Raw genomic sequence first — 17,169 nt, 5'->3', positions numbered from 1 at the left:
TTTTTTTATGCCCCTATATCTGGAAGTCATTGAATGAATCGTCTGATTGTGCATATGCCAACCAGGGTATAATAAACAGTATAATTGCTTTGAAGATTGAAAATAGCTACTCAATTATTGCATAGCATCCCGGTGGATGAATTGACGGGCGCCATTTCCGTTCCCATCTACCAGACCTCCACTTTCGTGCAGGAATCTCCGGGGATCAACAAGGGATTTGAATTTTCCCGTGCCAATAATCCTACACGCAAAGTGCTGGAAAACATCATCTGCAGCCTGGAAGAAGGACATGCGGGTTTTGCTTTCGCCAGTGGTATGGCGGCTATTGATGCTGTGATGAAACTGTTGAAAAGCGGCGACGAGATCATGGCCGTGGAAGATACCTATGGCGGTATTTTCCAGATGTTCCAGCATATGTTTGAACGCTTTGGCATCAAAGCAAACTTCGTGGATACCAGCAATACCGACAAAGTACTGGCGGCTATCACTCCCAATACGAAGATGATATGGCTGGAATCTCCCACCAATCCTACGTTACGCGTATCTGATATCAAATCTATCAGCAAAATAGCTAAACAGCATAATGTTTTGCTGGTGGTGGACAATACACTCTGTACACCATTGATACAGCAACCGATGCCATTGGGCGCTGATATAGTGATACACAGCGCTACCAAATACCTGGCAGGTCATACAGATGTTATTGCCGGACTGGTAGTAGTGAATTCAAAAACACTGGCAGATCAACTGCGCTTTAACCAGAATATTTCCGGCAGTATACTCAGCCCGTTTGAGGCATGGCTGACTATCAGAGGTATTGAAACCCTCTGCCTGCGCCTGGATAAACAATGTAGCAATGCCATGGCTGTTGCTACCTGGTTGTCTACACATCCCGCAGTGGATAAGGTATTTTACCCGGGACTAAGCACGCATAAGAACCATCATATCGCACGTAAACAGCAGAAACAATACGGCGCACTTGTCAGCTTCTCTCTAAAAAGCGATAACATAAAGAATGCAATCCGCGTGGTGAACAGCACTAAACTGTTTAAACTCGCAGAGAGTTTTGGAGGAGTAAAAAGTATGCTGGATCATCCAGCTACAATGACTCACCGTAACATCCCGGAAGAATTCAGGAAAAAAACCGGACTGCAGGATTCCTGTATCCGCCTGTCTGTAGGTATCGAGGATGCTGAAGACCTGATCAATGATCTGAAACAGGCATTGGACAAACTCAATCTGCCTGCAGGAAAACAGATCACAGTATTACAGTAACAATCATATTATTCATTAAAAGTAATGCGGCTTGCTTTTTATCAAGCTGCTGCATTAAAGGAAGTATATAAGCACTAAGTATAGAACATGGAAAACAAGATCATCAATTTAGGTATTTTCGGATTTGGTTGTGTGGGACAAGGGTTATACGAGGTACTCAACAGAACAAAAGGTATCAATGCCCGTATCAAAAAGATATGTATCAAAGATCCTAACAAATCGCGTCCTATTGACGCCAGCTACTTTACTACTGACAAAAATGAAATCCTTAATGATCCTACCATTGATGTAGTGGTGGAATTGATCAATGACACAGAAGCTGCATTCGAGATTGTAAGTACAGCACTGCGTAATGGCAAGGCAGTAGTGAGTGCCAGCAAACGCATGATCGCTGAAAACCTGCCTGCATTATACCAGCTGCAGGTAGAAAACAAAGTACCTTTTCTCTATGAAGCATCCAGCTGCGCAAGTATTCCTATCATCCGTAACCTGGAAGAATACTATGACAATGACCTGCTGAATGCTGTGGAAGGTATCTGCAACGGTTCTACCAATTACATCCTCACCAAGATATTTGAAGAGAACCTGAGCTTTGAAACAGCGCTGCAACAGGCGCAGGACAAGGGTTTCGCAGAAACTGACCCTACCCTGGATATTGAAGGATATGATCCTAAGTTCAAGATCGTGATCCTTTTATTACATGCCTTCGGCACTTTCGTAAAACCGGAAGAAGTGTTCAACTATGGTATCCATCATCTGAATGATTTTGATATACAATTTGCAAAACAACGTAACTGTACTATTAAGCTGATAGGCAATTGCCGCAGGCAGAATGGTCATGTGAATGCATATGTACTGCCACATCTGATCAGGGAACATAACCTATTGTATGATGTATACAACGAATACAATGGTATCCTGCTGGAGAGTGCATTCACCGATAAACAGTTCTTTGTAGGTAAGGGTGCAGGTGGTACCGCTACGGGTAGTGCAGTGTTGTCAGACATCTCTGCATTACTGTATAACTACCGGTACGAGTATAAAAAAATCAAACAATCCAATCAGCCTGCTTTTACCAATGATGTACAACTGAAAGTATATCTGCGTTACCGCACAGCCGATCAGGTACATCTTGCTGACTTCTACAATATCTCTGAGAAATACGAGTCTGCTACTTACAGCTATGTGGTAGGTGTTATCAACCTGGAGAAAATGAAATCGGCTTCCTGGTTGAAGAACAAGGATGTGAACCTGTTGGTGCTGGAAGAAGAACTCGGACGCTAAGTCTTCATTAATCAACCATATACATGGAGAGCCTGTATCAAGTATGATGCAGGCTCTTTTTTATCCGGTATCCGACGGATTCAGGTAATCATTTAGACGATCCTGAATCCGTTCATTATTTTGGATATATCCTCTCTTATTTTTAGTTTTAGAAGTCTAAAGCTCCTCTCTATAGTGGTGGTTTGTATATTTGCATAAAACCCCATCTCATGAAAAACGCTGCTCCAAACATTGATACCTACATTGCTGAATTTCCTGAAGATGTACAGGCCCGATTACAGGAAGTGCGCGCTACTATCCGTAAAGCCGCCCCCGAGGCTACAGAGGCCATCAAATATGCCATACCGACGTTCGTACTGAAAGGCAACCTGGTGCACTTTGCAGCGTTTAAAAGTCACATAGGTTTCTACCCTGCGCCAACAGGTATCAAAGCATTTGAAAAGGAACTGTCTGTATATAAACAGGGAAAGGGGTCTGTACAGTTTCCGCTGGATCAGCCTATGCCATTGGCATTGATCACAAGGATCGTGGAGTACAGGGTGAAACAAAATACAGAAAAAGAGAAGGAGAAAAAGAAAAAGTAAATCAATATAATTGAGATGACGCATGTCTAATTATACGTCATCTCCGAATTAGTTGCTTTTAGTAGCAATAGATTCAAGTGCTTCCACAACATTGCTTACCGGAAGTCCCATTACATTATAGAAGCAACCATCAATACGATCTATACCCACCGCTCCTATCCATTCCTGGATGGCGTAAGCACCAGCTTTATCGTAGGGCTTGTAGTTATCTACATAGTAAGTGATCTGTTCAGCAGTGAGCGGTTTGAAATGTACAGCGGTTTCCTTGGAGAAAGACAATTCCTCCCGTTCCTGTTTGATCACCACACCTGTGATAACCCTGTGTATCCGGCCACTCAGGGCTGACAAGATGCGAATAGCATCCTCTCTGTCTTTAGGTTTGCCTATAATAGTATCATCTAAAACAACAACAGTATCTGCTGTGATGATGATATCATCTGCTGTGCACAATGCCGCTACAGCGGCAGATTTCTGCCGGGCAATATGTACAGGTACTTCCGGGATAGCCATATCAGCAGGAAAGGTTTCAGCGGTATCCACCACTTTCACTTCAAAAGGAATACCTGCCTGTTCCAGCAGTTGTTTTCTGCGTGGCGACTGCGAAGCCAGGATCACACGTTTTCCGGTATACATCAGAGGAATATTTTAAAGAAGATCATAGACAGGATGCCGGTCAGCATCAGCCATTTCACCAATGAACTTACCCTGTGATAATGTTCCGGCAAATGCGCCTTTTTCAACAGGTTATAAATATAATAAGCGGGCGCCTGTACAAACAGTACCAGGTAGATAATAGCCGGCCACCATCCGATAAATCCTATTCTTATTTCTACCAGCACGATCAGGATCTGTAGGGCCAATAACAGCATATAACAGATACGTTTAGCGGGCTCTACTCCCCATACAATGGGGATAGTGCGGCAGCCATCCTTAGCGTCGCCGATCATATCTTCCAGGTCTTTTACTATCTCGCGCACCAGGGAGATGACAAAAGCGAACAGGGCGTATACACCGATCACCTGGATCAGTTTTCTGCCTGTTGGCGACATAATCGCTTCGAAGCTTTCATATATCTGCTTTTCATAAAAGCCCACTACCACTACTGCCAGGGCCGTCAGCAGGGAGATCAGCACATTGCCGATCAGGATCTGGCGTTTGAAGGAAGTGGAATAGAACCAGAGGATCAGAGAACAGATCACCTGGGTGAACCCCAGATATATATGGCCGATCTGCCAGGCTACAATAAAACCGATCGACACGCCCGCCATATTAAATATGGTGTGCCAGGCCATTGCCCAGCGGCGGTTAATGATCTTATCAAGCACCATCTTTTCAGGTTTGTTGATAATATCTATATTGATGTCGAAATAGTCATTGATAATATTTCCTGCAGCTGCGATCAATACAGTAGAAAGAGACAACAGGAAAAAAGAAGGCCAGGAGAGGGAGGGTCCTTCTCCGTTATATTCCAACACAGGCGCTACTACACAATATTGCAGCAGGAACTGGGTTAGCGCTATATAGATCAGATTCGGATATCGGATCAGCCTTAAAAAGGCAATCAGCAATTTCATAGTTCAATAATTGCGGTAAAAGTAATTCCAGTTATATATAACATAGCCGCACCCGTTAACGGCTGGCGATCTCCTCATCCATCATCCAGTGATTGTTCAGTTTCAGGACTTTCTCAATGATCTCCCGCACACAACCATTGCCGCCTGTAACAGGGGATACATACCGGCTGATGCTCTTGATTTCGGGAGCAGCATCTGCGGGACATACCGGCAAACCTACCAGTTGCATCGCCCGGTAATCAGGGATATCATCTCCCATAAATATGATCTCTTCCCAGCGCAGGTCGTTTTCAAATACATAGTCCTGCAGTTTCTCCTGTTTGTCTAAAACGCCTGTATAGATATCTTTTATACCCAGGCCTTGTAAGCGGCTGACTACACTTTCGGATTTTCCCCCGGAAATGATTACGACGCGGTAACCTTTCTTCACCGCCAGTTGTAATGCATAGCCGTCCCTGATATTCATTTTCCGGGACTGCTCTCCATTGGGCAACAACTGCACAGTGCCGTCTGTCAGCACGCCATCAACATCAAATACAAAAGTGGAGATAGGTTTAAAAAGAGATAATATGTTCATTGAGAATAAATTAGGAGTCAGGAGACGAAGAACCGGCCTTCGGGATCCTGTATAAAATTCCGCTCACTGGTTCTTTGGTTCCTGATTGAATTTGGCAAAAGTACCACAGATTTTTATATGTCAGCTGCGGTGGAAATCATAAATGCTATCTGACATGACCTGGTAGATCAGTTTCAGGTATTCTTCATTTTCCAGCAGGGCACGATGGCTGGACATGGTCGTCTCATCATTGCGTACTGCCGGGCCGGTCTGAACAGTTTCAGGCGGAAATTTCTCCAGGCGGTCGAAGGTTTCCTTTATAATAGGCTGTAATAATGTAAAGTCCAGTCCTTCCTTCTCACAGTAACGCTTCGCTCTGGCTATCAGGTGGTTGGTAAAGTTATTACACAGTACCGCCGCCAGGTGTAACTGAAGGCGTTGATGTGAGTTAACTTCCTGAATATCAGGACTGATGCTCTGCGCTACCGGTTTTACCCTTCGCATCACCTCATCGTTAGCAGCTTCCAGCAGCAAGGGGATGGCAGGATAATTCCGGACTTCTTTCCGGAGGGATTGCAAGGGATAGATCACGCCCGTATTGAGGGAGATCTTTTTAATGGCATCGAGGGGCACTGCTCCGGCAGTATGCACTACAAAACGTTTTCCCAGTCTCAGCTCGTCGTTCAGCTCAGGGATAGCGGCGTCACTTACGGCCATCAGGTAAAGGTCTGCCTCCATATTAATATCCAGCAGATCGTCTGTACCGGAAGAATGTAATGATTCTGCCAGCTCAACAGCATTTTCCTTTTTACGGCTGATTACCTGCAGAATCTGGTGACCATGCAGTTTCAGTAAATGACCAAAACAATGCGCTACGTTCCCTGCGCCAATAATTACTATATCCATTCTGTGTAAGGTTAATATATATTATGGTGTACCGGTTTTCAAGAAATAGCATGCGGAGGTATTGCACTCATATCTTTATATGGTCAGGTTACTTCGCGTTTAGCAACGTTCTTATCCAGCAATTTAACTATTAAACTGTTAACGACTCATTTTTAATGATTTTATCAAAAATATTACATTTACCTTCAATGCGTTAAAACAGTCTTATTTTTTATTCTCAAGCTACTTTTATATACTTGCAAAATTCGTATTTGTATTTTTTATACGGAATTTTACGTATCTAGTAGCTCATAAAGACGGCATTCATGGCAAAAAATCTAGTAATTGTTGAGTCTCCGGCGAAAGCCAAGACCATCGAAAAGATACTGGGCAAAGACTTCGAGGTAAAATCCTGCTTTGGTCACATCCGTGATCTGGAGAAGGATGATATGGGTATCGACATCCCCAACAACTTTAAACCTAAGTATACTATACCTGAGGATAAAGAGAAGATAGTTAAAGAATTAAAGAAGCTTGCGAAGGAAACTGAGGAAGTTTGGTTAGCAACGGATGAGGACCGTGAGGGTGAGGCCATATCGTGGCATTTATGTGAGGTATTGGGTCTTGATCCCGAGGTTACCAAACGTATCGTTTTCCATGAAATTACCAAGCCAGCCATCGAAAAAGCCGTACAACAACCCCGCCTATTAGATATGAACCTGGTTAATGCCCAGCAGGCCAGGCGTATACTCGACAGAATTGTAGGTTTTGAATTATCCCCCGTGCTCTGGCGTAAGATGAGCATGCGTAATTCATTATCTGCCGGCCGTGTGCAATCTGTAGCGGTAAGACTGATCGTAGAGCGGGAGCGTGAAATCAATACATTCAACGCCGTTAGCAGTTTTAAGGTAGAAGCCTTCTTTACTGCTAAAGATCTTCAGGGCAAAAATATTACTTTTAAGGCTGAAGGACCTACCCGTTTCAAGACTGCCGAAGATGCTGAAAAGTTCCTTCAGCAGTGTGTTGGCGCGGCTTATACGGTGAAGGACATACAGGTAAAACCTGGTAAGAAATCGCCGGCGGCCCCATTCACCACTTCTACCCTCCAGCAGGAAGCCAGCCGCAAGCTGGGCTACAGCGTTTCCAAAACGATGTTGCTGGCACAGAAGCTGTATGAAAGCGGTAAGATCACTTATATGCGTACTGACTCTGTGAACCTGTCAGATACAGCCCTCGCAGATATCCAGAACGCCATTGTGACCAACTACGGACAGAAATATCATCAGCACCGTAAGTTCAAGAACAAAAATGAATCAGCACAGGAAGCGCACGAGGCCATCCGCCCTACCTATATGGAAAATGCGTCTGTTGATGACAGCGATACCAAAAAGCTGTATGAACTGATCTGGAAACGTACTATCGCCAGCCAGATGAGTGATGCAGAACTGGAAAAGACCATTGCCAAAATAGACATCTCCACCAACCATGATGAGCTGACAGCCAGTGGTGAAGTGTTGAAATTTGACGGATTCCTGAAAGTATACATGGAAGGCAAAGACGATGAAGATGTGAGCGACGAGGACGAAGATGACGGCTCTTTACCACCATTAGCGGTAAAACAGGCGCTTGACCTGAAAGAAATGAAGGCTACTGAGCGTTTTACCCGTCCTGCCCCCCGTTATACAGAGGCCAGCCTGGTAAAGAAACTGGAGGAACTGGGTATCGGACGTCCATCCACCTACGCTCCTACCATCACTACCGTTCAGAAACGTGGCTATGTTGAGAAACGTGATAAGGAAGGAATAAAAAGAGATTTCCGTATCATGAGCCTGAAAGCTGACAAGATCACAAAGGTTACTGATACAGAAAATACAGGCGCTGAAAAGTCAAAACTGTTCCCGACGGATCTGGGTATGATCGTAACGGACTTCCTGAACCAGTACTTTGGTTCCGTGATGGATTACGGTTTTACAGCGAAGATCGAAGGAGAATTTGACGAGGTGGCCCATGGTAAGAAGATCTGGAATAAGATGCTGAATGACTTCTACACTCCTTTCCATAAAGATGTGGAAAACACACTGGAAAAGGCGGAAAGAGTGAAAGGCGAACGCCAGCTGGGCACCGATGCAGAAACAGGCAAACCAATCGTGGCACGTATGGGCCGCTATGGTCCGATGATCCAGATCGGTAAAGCAGAAGACGAAGAGAAGCCGAAGTTCGCAAAAATGAAGTCTACTCAAAGTATAGAAACTATTACTTTAGAGGAAGCAATGGAACTGTTCAAACTCCCACGTAACCTGGGTAAGTTTGAAGACGAAGATGTACTGGTGAACATTGGGCGGTTCGGACCTTATGCAGCACATGACAAGAAATTCTATTCCCTGAAAAAGGAAATGGACCCCTACACAGTGGAGCTGGATGAAATAGCACCGCTGATAGTGGAAAAGAGAGCCGCAAAGGATGAACGTACAATAAAAATCTTCGAAAAAGAGAAGATTCAGATACTGAAAGGCCCCTACGGACCGTATATAAAACAGGGACTGAGGAATTATAAGATACCGAAAGAAAAGATTGATACCGCCGCTGACATAACACTGGAAGAAGCTAAAGCCATCATCGAAGATGTCAAAGCAAATCCTCCAAAGAAGAAGGCGCCACCGAGGAAGAAGAAGGCGGAATAAATGGACACCTGTACATTCATTTTATGCACGAGACCAAAGAAATAAATGCCTTGTTCCACCTTTTGGATGATCCGGACCAGGAGGTGTATGATACTGTTGCCAACAAGATATTACTGTTTGGAAAAGAGATCATTCCCAACCTCGAGCACTTATGGGAAAACACGGTGGATGAATCCATCCAGGAAAGGATTGAGCAGCTGATACACCGCGTGCATTATAAAGATTTACAGGTAGCCCTTCATTCATGGAGCAAGACAGAATCGCCTGATCTGCTGCAGGGCTCCATACTGGTAGCTCAATACCAGTTCCCGGATATGCAGCCCGGTAATGTGGTAGCTGAAATTGAAAGGATCAAACGGAATATCTGGCTGGAATTGAACAACTATCTTACTCCGCTGGAACAGATCAATGTGCTGAACAGCATGATCTATAATTACTTCGGACTGAAAGGGGAAGAAGTAGCCTATGTACGTAAGAACCAGTTCTTCATCAACCAGGTGATAGAATCCCGCAAGGGTAATCCGCTGACTAACGGTATCGTATACCAGAGCCTCTGCGCTATGCTGGACCTTCCGGTATATGCTGTAAATATCCCCCGGCAGTTCATACTGGGTTATTTCGATACGTTCTATGACTTTACCGAAACGCCCAGGCCAGAAGACAATCGGATCCTTTTCTTCATAGATCCTATTCAGGGACAGATCTATTCACACCAGGATGTAGAAGGATATCTGAAACGGATGTCCATTCCTATCACGCCCTCCTACTATCAGCCACAGTCGACCAGGAGAATTATACAGTTCCTGCTGGAAGAGTTGCTGAAGTGCTTTCAAGATGAGAAGGAAGAGTATAAAAGGGATGAGTTGAGGACCCTGATAAAGCTACTGGGAGATAAACTGGAACAATAAGCTACTCGCTGATAACTAATAAAAAAGGCGGTCTGTTTAAAACAGGCCGCCTTTTCATTTATACTTGAAGTGTATGATTATTTGTTAGCTGGTTTACCCTGTAATTTAGGGTAAGACAATGCGATCAGGTCATTCATGACATTTACAGCTTCATCCAGGTAGATATCTTTCTGTCTGAATTTCAGCCAGTCCCTGTTACGGGCCAGTTTCGCAGAATCAGCGGACAGTCTGTCCAGGTCTGTTTTCAGGCTGCTGATATTCAGTTCCTTCACCTTGTCATTTACTGAATCATAACGTTTCAGGGCAGCGTTGTTAGTCTTCTGCTCTGCTCTATATGTCTGTTGATTTAGTGAATAGGCTTCCTGGCTTTCCATCTTTTTCAGCGTTGAGATATTGTCATTCATCATTTTGAATGCCTCACTGGCTGCTACCCTTTTCTCGCTGTTCCTTTTCAGTGCATCTACCGGAACCGGTTCGTACCATGGCGTGAAGGATGCTTTTGGAATTTCATCCCATGCCAGCGCATCATTGTCTTTACGCTCTGCTACTTCATAATATGGGTCAGGCAGCTGGATATCGGAAGCTACACCTTTCAGCTGGGTAGAACCACCATTTGCACGGTAGAACTTCTGCTGGGTCAGTTTAATAGCACCCAGTGCACCTATTTCTTTATTAGAGTAGAAGTCGTCCAGGTTCAGCATACGCTGTACAGTTCCTTTACCGAAGGTATTGCTACCAATGATCACTGCACGTTTGTAATCCTGCATAGCTGCTGCCATGATCTCGGAAGCGGAAGCACTGTACTCGTTGACCATAATTGCCAGCGGGCCACCGTACTGTACGCTCTTATCGCGGTCGCGGAGCACCATTGGATCGCCACTGCGTGATTTCACCTGTACGATAGGACCTTCCGGAATGAACAGGCCGGCCATCTGTACAACATCCTGCAGGGAACCACCACCATTGAAGCGCAGATCGAGGATGATACCCTCTACATTTTCTGCTTTCAGTTTGGTGATCTCTTTAGCTACGTCTTCTGCGCAACGGGCGCCGTTCCTGTCGTTGAAGTCTGCATAGAATTCAGGCAGGTAGATGTAACCAAGTTTATGTTGACCATTGATAATAGCTGATTTTGCAAAGGTGTCATCCAGTACTACTTCATCGCGGGTGATATCGATCACTTTCACGGTACCATCCACACTCTTCACCGTCAGTTTTACAACAGAACCCTTGTTACCGCGGATCAGTTTCACGGCATCTTCTACAGCGTAACCGGTGATATCCACTGGTTCTTTATCGCCCTGTGCAACCTTCAGAATGGCATCATTCGCTTTCAGGCGACCATCTTTCCAGCTGGCGCTACCTGTTACGATACTGGCGATCTTGATCTTACCATCTTCTTCTTTCAGCTGAGCGCCGATACCGAAGAACTTACCGGCCATCTGCTCTTCAAAAGCCCTCTTTTCAGCTGGCGGGAAGAAATCAGTATGCGGGTCCATGGTGGTAGTAATAGCATTTATGAACATGCTGAAACGCTCGTTATCATCCTGTCTGTTCTTCAGACGATCGAAATAACGGTCGTATACAGTTTTAACTTTCGCCCTGGCTTCAGCTTCCAGTTCTGCGTCAGTTTTAATCTTTTCCTTCTCGTTAGGCTTATCTTTCAGCTTGTCGCGGGAGTCCTGCAGTTCCGTCAGCTTTTCCAATGTACGGTATTTCAGTACTTTTCTCCAGGCTTCTTTACGTTCTTCAAGATTATCGGGGTAATCGATCTTGTCGGGATCCAGCACTACCTTTTCATCTTTGGTAAAGTCAAACGGTTTGGAGAGCAGTTCCGGGTAGATGGAGGCAGCTTCGGAAACACGTTGTTTGATGATGGCGTTGATGGCATTGAAGCAGTCGAGCGGAGCGCCCTGCAGCTCATCGTCGATGTGGGTGGATACGGCCTCCAGCCCTTTGATATCACTTTTCAGGAAAAACTTCTTTTCACTGTCCAGGCTCTTCAGGTATTTATCAAAAACTTCTTTAGAGTAAGCGTCGTTAATCTCCTTAGGTTGATAGTGCCCCTGGGTTAGTATCTGCCCAACCAGGCCCATGATCACTTCGTATCTGCCTGGAGGGTCTTCTTTATGCAGTTTGCTGAAAGCTAAAACCCCCATTGAGATCATAAGCAATGCAACTGGTATAATCACTTTCATTCTTCTCATAGAATCCAAAATTGAACGTCATCAAATATAGCATAAAATAGCCCATTCAACCAGAAGGGCAATTTGCTTTTAACAAAAGATTGAGAAACAGTGTGATGCAGCATTGCATGCAATTAACTCGCATTTAACAGGTTGCCACATTTTACCGCTTTACAGATGCTAAAACCAGACCAAATTCCGGAGGGGACTTTATACATAAAAGTAAACATCTTAGCGGGATTTTATATTACCACTTATCAGATTGAAGGACCGGGTAATGGGGCAAATTCTCTATTTTTGCGACGGCCATAAAAACTGCACAGTGGAGAATCAGGAGACTACTATCAAGAACGACCCTTACGCATCGCTACGTATTCCAGAATTCAACTATTATCTCGTTATCCGTTTTGCCATGGTGTTTGCATTAGCAATGCAGTTCACCATCATAGAGTGGAAAGTGAATGCACTGACACATGATCCTTTTGCACTGGGCCTTATCGGGCTCGCAGAAGTGATCCCAGCGGTGCTGGTAGCTCCCTTTGCCGGACATATTGTGGACAAGCGGGAGAAACGTGGTTTATTAATCGCATGTGTAATTGCCTATATCCTTATGGGTCTGGGGTTGTTCCTGCTGACCTGGGACAAAGCGGTAGCCGGCATTTCTACACAATGGGTATTGAATATGATTTACTTCCTGGTATTCCTGGGTGGTGTGGCAAGAGCCTTTCTGAGTCCTGCCAACTTCTCCATGATGGCGTTGATTGTGCCCCGGAATCTGTATGCCAATGGCTCTACCTGGAGTAGCAGTGCCTGGCAGATCGGTGGGATGGCGGGTCCGGCGCTGGGCGGTCTATTCATCTATCTGTTTGGTATTCACTGGTCTATGCTGATCGTAGTGGGCGTTTTCTTTGCGCCTTTGTATAGTCTGATCAAAATAAAGCCCAAGCCTATTCACTATAAGCCACAGGGAGAGAGTTTCTTTGACGGGCTGACGAAGGGGATGCGTTTTGTGTGGAAGACCAAAGTGGTATTGAATGCCATGGCGCTGGACATGTTTGCAGTATTGTTTGGAGGAGCTGTGTCTATGTTGCCCATCTTCGCAACAGATGTGTTGCATGTAGGTTCGCTGGAATTCGGTTTCCTGCGGGCGGCAGTAGCTATTGGTTCGCTGACCACTATGTTCGTTCTGGCTTACAGGCCCCTGGTCAATCATCCCGGGCTTAAGCTGCTAGCGGCTGTTTTCGGTTTCGGATTGTGTATCATCGTATTCGGGGTGTCCACCAGTTTTGCCCTTTCTTTCATCGCCCTGCTGATCAGCGGCGTACTGGATGGTATCAGCGTGATCATCCGCCAGACTATCCTGCAGCTCAAAACACCCGATGACATGCGGGGACGGGTAGCAGCGGTGAGCTCCATGTTTGTTGGTTCCTCCAACGAGCTGGGCGCCTTTGAGAGCGGCCTTACCGCCCGCCTGATGGGATTGGTGCCATCAGTGGTATTTGGCGGTTGCGTAACCCTGGGAGTGGTAATCACTACCTACATTATCTCTCCCGCCATGCGTAAGCTGGACCTGAAGCCCTGACCGGCTATAGTTTTGTGATCTTTTTCAGCCTTTCCAGCACGTAAAATACCGCAGGACAGATCGTACTGTTCAGGTACGTGATGTTGGGCCGCTTGATAAAATCGAAGCTGTCTGTATAGGGATAATTCTGGCAGTCGCCCGGACGGGCATCGTAGATGCTACAATAGTTATCGGCGTCGAGGAAGGGACAGGGACTGAACTTCACCACATAATCCCCATCTTCATCCATGCGCAGGTACTGGTCAATAAAGGCGGATTCCTTCATGCCCATGTATTTGGCGATGCGTTTAATATCGGGCATCTTGAACCGGGGGCTGATCGTTTTACAGCAACCGGCACATTTCAGGCAATCAATATGACTGAAAGCCTCGTCGTGCAGGTCTGGCAATAACTTCTCCACGCCTCTTCCCCTTTTCGTTTGCAGCTTCTGCAGGAACTGCTTGTTAGCCTTTTGCTGCTCCTGGGCCTTCTGTTCCCAGTTTATAAGTAAATCGTCCATTAGACTGCAAAGATAGGAATGGGATACAACACTACCAGCTGCAACAACACATTACAAGCTTATGACAATTGCCATCGTTTCATTACGGCATTTATCACCGCAATTTCTCCAACGACCGCGCTGGTTTGGCCATTGCTAAAAAACGTTATAGCTTTGCACATTCTTTTCTAACATACCTGCTTTACATCATGAATCTTTTTGATATACAACAGAATGAATTTGTAGGCCGGCACATTGGGCCTAATGAAGCTGAAACCAACCAGATGCTGGATACTACCGGAGTATCTTCCCTGGAAGAGCTGGTAAGCAAAACAGTACCGGGAGCTATCCGTATGCAGCATCCGCTGGCGGTTCCGGCAGCAATCAGTGAAAGTGATTACCTGCGCCATCTGAAAGATGTATCATTAAAGAATCATGTATTCCGCAATTATATAGGGCAGGGTTATTACGATACCATCACTCCAAGTGTGATTTTACGTAATGTGTTTGAAAATCCGGGATGGTACACCCAGTACACTCCTTACCAGGCTGAGATTGCACAGGGCCGCCTGGAAAGCCTGCTGAACTTCCAGACAATGGTAAGCGATCTGACAGGTCTTCCCATTGCGAATGCTTCCCTGCTGGATGAAGCCAGCGCTGCTGCTGAAGCCATGGCAATGTTCTTCAGCGCACTGAATAAAGATCATGATAATCTGAGTCGTCCTAAGTTCTTTGTTGATGTCAACACCTTCCCGCAGACAATCGACGTTATATACACCCGCGCTACGCCACTGAACATTGAAGTGGTAGTGGGCCATTACAATACTGCTGCAATAGACGAAACTTACTTCGGTGCGCTGGTGCAATATCCAAATAGCATCGGCAGTGTGGAAGACTACCGCAGCTTCGTTGATAAAGTACATGCAGCAGGTGCTTATGTGGCAATGGCAACTGACCTGCTGGCGCTGACACTGCTGACGGCTCCGGGTGAACTGGGTGCTGATGCAGCTTTAGGTTCTGCGCAGCGTTTTGGTGTACCATTAGGTTTTGGTGGTCCGCACGCTGCATTCTTTGCTGTAAAGGATGATTTTAAACGTGCCATCCCTGGCCGTATCATCGGTGTAAGCATTGATGCACAGGGTAACCGTGCATTGCGTATGGCGCTGCAGACCCGCGAGCAGCACATCAAACGTGAAAAAGCTACTTCCAATATCTGTACTGCACAGGCACTGTTGGCCAATATGGCTGCTATGTACGCTGTTTATCATGGTCCTAAAGGCCTGCAAAACATCGCTACCCGTGTGGCTATCCTGGCTAATGCACTGGCTGAAAAGCTGAGAGCAAAAGGCATGGAACTGGGTGCTAACTTCTTCTTCGATACCATCGAAGTACGTGTAAGCAACAGCGCTGCGATTAAAAATAAAGCAGAGGCAATCGGCATCAACTTCTTCTATCCTGAAAGCGGCCGCGTGATCATCTCCCTCGATGAAACCGTTACCATCCAGGATGTGAACGATATACTCGGCATCTTTGAAGCCGGCAAATTAACCAGCAACAGTGCTGAGCTGAAAGCTACCAGCATTCCTGCGGGCCTGGAAAGGACCTCTCCTTACCTGCAGCACCCGGTGTTCAACACACATCACAGTGAGTCTGAAATGATGCGTTACCTGAAGCTGCTGGAAAACAAGGATCTGTCTCTGAACACCTCCATGATATCACTGGGTAGCTGTACCATGAAACTGAATGCAGCTACAGAAATGATCCCATTGAGCTGGAACCACTGGAGCAAGATGCACCCGTTTGCACCTAAATCCCAGACCGGCGGTTATCAGCAGATCGTGGATGAACTGAGCGACTACCTGTGTAAGATCACTGCTTTTGACGCCTGCAGTCTTCAGCCTAACAGCGGCGCCCAGGGCGAGTATGCTGGTCTGCTGGTAATACGTGCATGGCATGAAAGCAGAGGTGAAGGTCACCGTAATGTGATGCTGATCCCAATTTCTGCACACGGTACCAACCCTGCATCAGCAGTAATGGCCGGCTTCAAGGTGGTAGTAGTGAAAGCACTGGAAAACGGTTACATCGATGTAGCCGACCTGAAAGCTAAAGCGGCACAGTATGCAGCAAACCTGGCAGGTATCATGATCACCTACCCTTCTACATACGGTGTATATGAAGAAAGCGTAAAAGACATTTGTAATGCCGTTCACGAACACGGCGGACAGGTATATATGGATGGCGCCAATATGAATGCCCAGGTAGGTCTGACTGCTCCTGGTCTGATCGGTGCTGACGTTTGTCACCTGAACCTCCACAAGACCTTCGCTATTCCTCACGGTGGCGGTGGTCCTGGCATGGGCCCGATCTGCGTGGCAAAACACCTGGCTCCATTCCTGCCTGGTCATGTAAGCCTTGACACTAAAGCACATGCTCACGCAGTATCTGCAGCGCCATATGGCTCTGCCAGCATCCTGCTGATCTCTTATGCATATATCCGCCTGCTGGGCGCTGAAGGCCTGAAAAAGGCATCCCAGTACGCTATCCTGAATGCTAACTACATGAAGGCGCGTCTGGAAAAAGCATATGATATCCTGTACAATGGCGTTAATGGTACCTGTGCGCATGAATTCATCGTTGACCTGCGTCCGTTCAAAGCTTCTGCCGGTGTAGAAGCGGAAGACGTAGCAAAACGCCTGATGGATTATGGCTTCCACGCACCAACCATGAGCTTCCCTGTACCTGGCACTATCATGATCGAGCCTACAGAAAGTGAAGATAAAAGTGAACTGGACCGCTTCTGCGATGCGATGCTGTCTATCCGCGAGGAAATTGCCGCTATCGAAAACGGCATTGCCGACAAACAGCAAAACGTGCTGAAACATGCGCCACATACACAGTTTGTAGTAACTGCCGATGAGTGGACACGTCCTTACAGCCGCCAGCAGGCAGCATATCCGTTAGAATATGTAAAACTCAATAAATTCTGGCCTTCTATCAGCCGTGTGAATAACACCCACGGAGATCGTAACCTGATCTGCACCTGTGAGCCTGTGAGCGCTTATGCAGAAGCAGAGGCATAATAAGGAATTAGAGCACTGAAAAAGAAAGTCCTGTGTCATGCAGGCATAAAATACGAGGGGTGGTGTCGAAAGATATCGCCCCTTTTTCGTACCGGG

At 46.1% G+C, this 17,169-nt stretch carries 13 protein-coding genes; 7 read left to right on the top strand and 6 right to left on the bottom strand.

All coding sequences use genetic code 11. The annotated features are described in order from the left end of the window. The first annotated feature begins 96 nt into the window (after positions 1 to 96). From BLR32_RS12840 to BLR32_RS12830, 3 genes are all read left to right on the top strand, one after another. Positions 97 to 1,275, top strand: coding sequence for a trans-sulfuration enzyme family protein (locus BLR32_RS12840; protein ID WP_089832346.1), 1,179 nt, complete (start codon positions 97 to 99; stop codon positions 1,273 to 1,275). 87 nt (positions 1,276 to 1,362) lie between these two features. Beyond that, complete coding sequence (locus BLR32_RS12835; protein WP_089832344.1) at positions 1,363 to 2,559, top strand: homoserine dehydrogenase; 1,197 nt, start codon at positions 1,363 to 1,365, stop codon at positions 2,557 to 2,559. Positions 2,560 to 2,768: 209 nt separating this feature from the next. Continuing rightward, positions 2,769 to 3,143 (top strand): iron chaperone, encoded by a 375-nt coding sequence (locus tag BLR32_RS12830; RefSeq protein ID WP_089832342.1) that lies wholly within the window; start codon positions 2,769 to 2,771, stop codon positions 3,141 to 3,143. A gap of 48 nt (positions 3,144 to 3,191) precedes the next feature. On the opposite strand, the gene BLR32_RS12825 is transcribed toward BLR32_RS12830, so the two are convergent. From BLR32_RS12825 to BLR32_RS12810, 4 genes are all read right to left on the bottom strand, one after another. Continuing rightward, positions 3,192 to 3,776 (bottom strand): Maf family protein, encoded by a 585-nt coding sequence (locus tag BLR32_RS12825; protein WP_089832340.1) that lies wholly within the window; start codon positions 3,774 to 3,776, stop codon positions 3,192 to 3,194. Continuing rightward, positions 3,776 to 4,717 carry a geranylgeranylglycerol-phosphate geranylgeranyltransferase gene (locus BLR32_RS12820; protein WP_089832338.1) on the bottom strand — a complete coding sequence of 314 codons (942 nt, stop codon included), beginning with the start codon at positions 4,715 to 4,717 and terminating at the stop codon, positions 3,776 to 3,778. The genes BLR32_RS12825 and BLR32_RS12820 overlap by 1 nt, the downstream gene beginning before the upstream one ends. Positions 4,718 to 4,772: 55 nt before the next feature. Further along, entirely contained in the window at positions 4,773 to 5,294 is a 522-nt protein-coding gene (locus BLR32_RS12815; protein WP_089832336.1) for a KdsC family phosphatase, read from the bottom strand. Between the two features lie 120 nt (positions 5,295 to 5,414). Next, positions 5,415 to 6,179, bottom strand: a complete 765-nt coding sequence (locus BLR32_RS12810) for a Rossmann-like and DUF2520 domain-containing protein (protein ID WP_089832334.1) — start codon at positions 6,177 to 6,179, stop codon at positions 5,415 to 5,417. A gap of 305 nt (positions 6,180 to 6,484) precedes the next feature. Here BLR32_RS12810 and topA point away from each other — a divergent pair, with 305 nt between their 5' ends. Further along, positions 6,485 to 8,839: a type I DNA topoisomerase gene (gene topA / locus BLR32_RS12805; RefSeq protein ID WP_089832332.1), complete on the top strand. Its 2,355-nt coding sequence runs from the start codon at positions 6,485 to 6,487 to the stop codon at positions 8,837 to 8,839. 23 nt (positions 8,840 to 8,862) lie between these two features. Then, positions 8,863 to 9,747, top strand: a complete 885-nt coding sequence (locus BLR32_RS12800) for a transglutaminase-like domain-containing protein (RefSeq protein WP_089832330.1) — start codon at positions 8,863 to 8,865, stop codon at positions 9,745 to 9,747. Between the two features lie 77 nt (positions 9,748 to 9,824). On the opposite strand, the gene BLR32_RS12795 is transcribed toward BLR32_RS12800, so the two are convergent. Further along, positions 9,825 to 11,954 carry a carboxy terminal-processing peptidase gene (locus tag BLR32_RS12795; protein WP_089832327.1) on the bottom strand — a complete coding sequence of 710 codons (2,130 nt, stop codon included), beginning with the start codon at positions 11,952 to 11,954 and terminating at the stop codon, positions 9,825 to 9,827. A 301-nt stretch (positions 11,955 to 12,255) separates the two neighbouring features. Between BLR32_RS12795 and BLR32_RS12790 the strand changes: the two genes are divergently transcribed. Then, positions 12,256 to 13,515 carry an MFS transporter gene (locus BLR32_RS12790; RefSeq protein WP_089832325.1) on the top strand — a complete coding sequence of 420 codons (1,260 nt, stop codon included), beginning with the start codon at positions 12,256 to 12,258 and terminating at the stop codon, positions 13,513 to 13,515. A 4-nt stretch (positions 13,516 to 13,519) separates the two neighbouring features. Here the strand turns inward: BLR32_RS12790 and BLR32_RS12785 are convergent, their stop codons facing one another. Next, positions 13,520 to 14,014, bottom strand: coding sequence for a YkgJ family cysteine cluster protein (locus tag BLR32_RS12785; RefSeq protein WP_089832323.1), 495 nt, complete (start codon positions 14,012 to 14,014; stop codon positions 13,520 to 13,522). Between the two features lie 188 nt (positions 14,015 to 14,202). Between BLR32_RS12785 and gcvP the strand changes: the two genes are divergently transcribed. Beyond that, entirely contained in the window at positions 14,203 to 17,073 is a 2,871-nt protein-coding gene (gene gcvP, locus BLR32_RS12780; protein ID WP_089832322.1) for an aminomethyl-transferring glycine dehydrogenase, read from the top strand. Positions 17,074 to 17,169: the final 96 nt, after the last annotated feature.

The sequence above is a fragment of the Chitinophaga filiformis genome (assembly GCF_900102545.1).
Lineage (GTDB): Bacteria > Bacteroidota > Bacteroidia > Chitinophagales > Chitinophagaceae > Chitinophaga > Chitinophaga filiformis.
The sequence above is the reverse complement of the archived record's forward strand: the minus strand, read 5'-3'. Positions and strand labels throughout refer to the sequence as shown.

Bases quoted from the DNA above. Each gene is read 5' to 3' on its own strand.
- BLR32_RS12835 (WP_089832344.1), top strand. From the start codon at position 1,363: ATGGAAAACAAGATCATCAATTTAGGTATTTTCGGATTTGGTTGTGTG.
- BLR32_RS12830 (WP_089832342.1), top strand. From the start codon at position 2,769: ATGAAAAACGCTGCTCCAAACATTGATACCTACATTGCTGAATTTCCT.
- BLR32_RS12825 (WP_089832340.1), bottom strand. From the start codon at position 3,776: ATGTATACCGGAAAACGTGTGATCCTGGCTTCGCAGTCGCCACGCAGA.
- BLR32_RS12820 (WP_089832338.1), bottom strand. From the start codon at position 4,717: ATGAAATTGCTGATTGCCTTTTTAAGGCTGATCCGATATCCGAATCTG.
- BLR32_RS12815 (WP_089832336.1), bottom strand. From the start codon at position 5,294: ATGAACATATTATCTCTTTTTAAACCTATCTCCACTTTTGTATTTGAT.
- BLR32_RS12810 (WP_089832334.1), bottom strand. From the start codon at position 6,179: ATGGATATAGTAATTATTGGCGCAGGGAACGTAGCGCATTGTTTTGGT.
- topA (WP_089832332.1), top strand. From the start codon at position 6,485: ATGGCAAAAAATCTAGTAATTGTTGAGTCTCCGGCGAAAGCCAAGACC.
- BLR32_RS12800 (WP_089832330.1), top strand. From the start codon at position 8,863: ATGCACGAGACCAAAGAAATAAATGCCTTGTTCCACCTTTTGGATGAT.
- BLR32_RS12795 (WP_089832327.1), bottom strand. From the start codon at position 11,954: ATGAGAAGAATGAAAGTGATTATACCAGTTGCATTGCTTATGATCTCA.
- BLR32_RS12785 (WP_089832323.1), bottom strand. From the start codon at position 14,014: ATGGACGATTTACTTATAAACTGGGAACAGAAGGCCCAGGAGCAGCAA.
- gcvP (WP_089832322.1), top strand. From the start codon at position 14,203: ATGAATCTTTTTGATATACAACAGAATGAATTTGTAGGCCGGCACATT.